General features: G+C 41.3%; 1 pseudogene. It reads right to left on the reverse strand.

Going from position 1 to position 3902, the window contains the following annotated elements:
- Positions 1-3902: pseudogene (locus ACFIK6_RS09275) on the reverse strand (hypothetical protein); the annotation flags it as partial.

Raw genomic sequence — 3902 nt, forward strand, 5'->3', positions numbered from 1 at the left:
AGACCAATAGCAGCCGCTTGTCTTGCTTCTTTCCGAACATCCTCAATAGCATAATTCAACGTCTCAAACTTCATATCCGTATAGGATTTCGACTCGTTAACAGCATCATTGACAAAACTACTAACTTTCTCATCCGTATACTTATTGGCATCTTCAAGAACTATCTTCATCTGCTCTTCAGTATAATCATGCAACTGACCGCCATTAATAGCTTGCTGAGACCCTGTTTCAATCTTGCCATCCGCTACATTGTCTATCATAACAGGTTCGCTGTCATTGCCTCCTACTAACGTAATGCTATTGGTCTTTTTCCCATCACTATCTTTATCATAGTTAACAACGCCATCTGTTACAGCTACTTCAATATCTTTCACATGTTGATCTATCGTATCTACTTTGTCTTCAACCTCTTTTACCCTCTCATTCGTGCTCCAAAGCTGACCACCATTAACAACTTCTTGCGAGCCTTCTTCTATCTTACCATCCAACACATTCGTAATCTTACTCGAATTGCCATCATGCTTCGCATCATACGCGCCTTCTTCTTCATTCCAGTTCAAACCATTGGTCGCCACATTCTTCTCAACATCATGAATACGGTCGTTGATACTCGTCATACCCTCACTGACACCATCAAAGGCTCCTGCTACATCATGATAAATCTTCTTTTCAGACGAAAGACCATCAGTATTGAATTGTGCAACCTTGAATTCCGGGGCCCTCCATTCGCCTCCTTCATAGCTAGCCCCTCCTCCTAAATACATCGCTAGCGTCTGATGCAATGAATAAAGCTGATTGCCCGTAATCGCCTCTGTCGAACCTTCAGAAATATCCCCATCTAAAAGTGACTTCAGTTTGCTCTTACTTCTTTTATCTCCCTTTCCATGAAGCGCTACAAACGCACTGTCTTCGTCACTCCACAACAACGCATTCTGCTCAATATTGTCTGAAATCTCATTATGAAGCTTTGTAAATGAATTGCTTACACCAGCAAACGCGTCCGCAATATTGGGATAGCTATGCTCTTCTGGACTGCCATCATCATTAAAAGTCGTAACTTTGAAAGTAGGCGCTACCCATTGACCATCTTCATAGTGAGCGCCACCACCAAAATAAGTCGCTAGCGTCTGATTCAATGAATAAAGCTGAGAACCATTCACGGCTTCCGTCGAGCCTTCAGAGAGTGTCCCCGCTTTCACGCCAGAGAGACTACGTGTATCACCATTCATGTTTGAAATTGTGATTGCACTACCCTCTTTTTCATCACCTATCTTGATCACCTTCGTAGCATCATCCTGCTTAACAAGACTATCTCCTACAACTTTATTAATCTCATTCTGAAGCTCTTTATGAATATTCGTGAATGAATCACCCACACCAGCAAAGGCAGACGCAACATCATCATAGCTCTGCTCTTCAACGGCACTGCCATCTTCTTTGACAATCTTAACTTTGAAGCTTGGAGCACTCCATTGACCTTCCTTATATTCAGCGCCACCGCCTAAATAAGTTGCGACTGTCTTATTCGTATCAAAAAGCTGAGAACCATTAACCGCATCACTCGAGTTTGCAGAAACCTCTCCATTGGAAAGAAACTTAATTTTACCGTTTCCTTTCTCATCACCCTCTCCATGTGTCGCTACAAACGCCTTTTCAGAATCACTCCACAATAACGCATTCTGCTTAATATTTTCAGTAATCTCCGTGTTATTTTGGGTAAACTCTTTTTGAAGATTCTCAAAAGATGTTCCTACACCAGCAAGCGCTGCCGATACAGTATCATACTCCTTCTCTTCAACTTTAGCGCCATCTTCATTAACGGTCTTAACTTTGAAACTTGGAGCCATCCAAGCGCCACCTGCATAACTAGCTTCACCACCTAAAGACTTTGCAACACTGTTACCTAGAGCATATAGCTGATTTCCTGCTACTGCATCGCTTGAGCTAGCAGTAATGTCACCATTTGCAAGTGATGTGATCTTGCTGTGTGTCTTCTCACCATCTTTTTCTCCATGCAAGGCGACAAAAGCACCTTCAGCCTTGCTCCATGATAAAGAATCTTGTGCAACTCCTTCTGAAACTTCCTTAATACGAGCGTTGATAGTGCTCATGCTGTCATTAATGTCATTAAATGCACCTGCAACATTATTACTGCTCTTCTTATCACCTTTCGTACCATCATTGCTGAAAGTCTGAATTTGGAAATCCGGATCTTGCCATTCGCCTTTCTCATTATAACCAGCGCCACCACCAAAATAGCCAGCAAACTGTTTTTGCAGATCAAAAAGCTGAGAACCATTAACCGCATCACTCGAGCCTGATACTATAGAGCCAGCCGCAAGTGATGTAATCTTACTCTTGCTTTCCTTCTCTCCATGTGTCGCTACAAACGCCTCTGCGTCCTCATTCCACAACAAAGCATCTCCTTGAACTTCCTGAGTAATATTCGTGATGTTTTCAGTAAGTTCATTAAACTTATTCGTTAGGTTGCTATTTACATTCTTGAAATTCGTATCAATTCCTGAAAAAGCAGAGCCTACATCATTATAGGATTTTTCTACTACCTCGCCTTTTGCATCAACACTAGATATTTTATAGGTTGGACCCGTGAAAGTGCCTTCTTTAAAGCTTGTTCCTCCACCTAAGTATTGCGCAATATCCTGAGAAACCTTAGAAATCTGACCGCCGTTAACCGCATCATGCGAATTCTCACCAATGGTACCATCGGCAACATTATGCAAACCAACAGGTGTAGAACCCTTACCTTTACCCAAAGTCACACTTGTGTAATCAATGCTGCCATTATCACCATCTTTTTTATCGTAATGAACAACAGCTGATTCATCAGACTGAAGATTATTAGAAAGATCTTTCAAGCTTTCATCAAGCTGACCTTTGTTAACCGCTTCATTATCCTTTGTCGCTGCCTTAACACCGGAAAGTATTCTATCCCCTTTGTCTTTATTTGCGATATTGATTTCACTGCCTTCTACTTCTGTACCAATATTGATAACTTTCGTATCATCATCCTGCTTCGCAAGGCTATCACTGACAACATTAGTAACATCATTATGAACATTCGTGACAGAACTACTAATATCAGAAAGTGCTTCCGCTACACTCTTATAACTTTCCTCACTTTCTTTACCTTCTGAATCAACTTTCTTGATTACAAAACTTGGTGCTTTCCATTGTCCATCTTTATCATAACCTGCACCACCACCAAAATACGTCGCAAATGTCTGATTCATGGAATAAAGCTGGTTACCGGTAATCGCTTCTGTTGAACCTTTAGAAATTTCTCCATCTAATAGAAACTTTAATTTGCTGTTTTCTTGTTCTGCTATAACTTGACCATCTTTCTCTTTGTTCTTTACATGACGCGCGACAAAGGCATGCGCGTCATCGTTCCACAACAAAGCATTCTGCTCAATGGTCTGAGTAAGTTCATTGCTGTTCTTAGAAAGCTCATTATGAAGATCTGTCAGCGATGTATCAACACCGCTAAAGGCTGAACCAACATCATGATATGACTGACCACCAACAACATACGTCGGAAGATTGCCTACAAGCACATCAGCACCACCACCAAAATAGCTCGATGTATTTTGAGAAACACTGTCTAGATTAGTACTCACTGTCGTAACATTTTTATTAGTCGCAAATAACTGAGAACCATTTACAACTTCTGTCGATTCTGCTGAAAGCACTCCTGCCTTAACACCTGAAAGCGTCCGATCTGCCTGCTCCTTATTTGCGATATTGATTTCACTGCCTTCTACTTCTTTACCAATAGTAATAACCTTCGTATCATCATCCTGCTTGGCAAGGCTATCACTGACTACATTGGTCACATCATTGTGAACATTCGTTATAGAACTTGCAACACCTGCAAGTGCTTC

Origin of the sequence: Bartonella sp. AS69XJJH, from assembly GCF_042195585.1 — a bacterium.
Taxonomy (GTDB): Bacteria; Pseudomonadota; Alphaproteobacteria; order Rhizobiales; family Rhizobiaceae; genus Bartonella.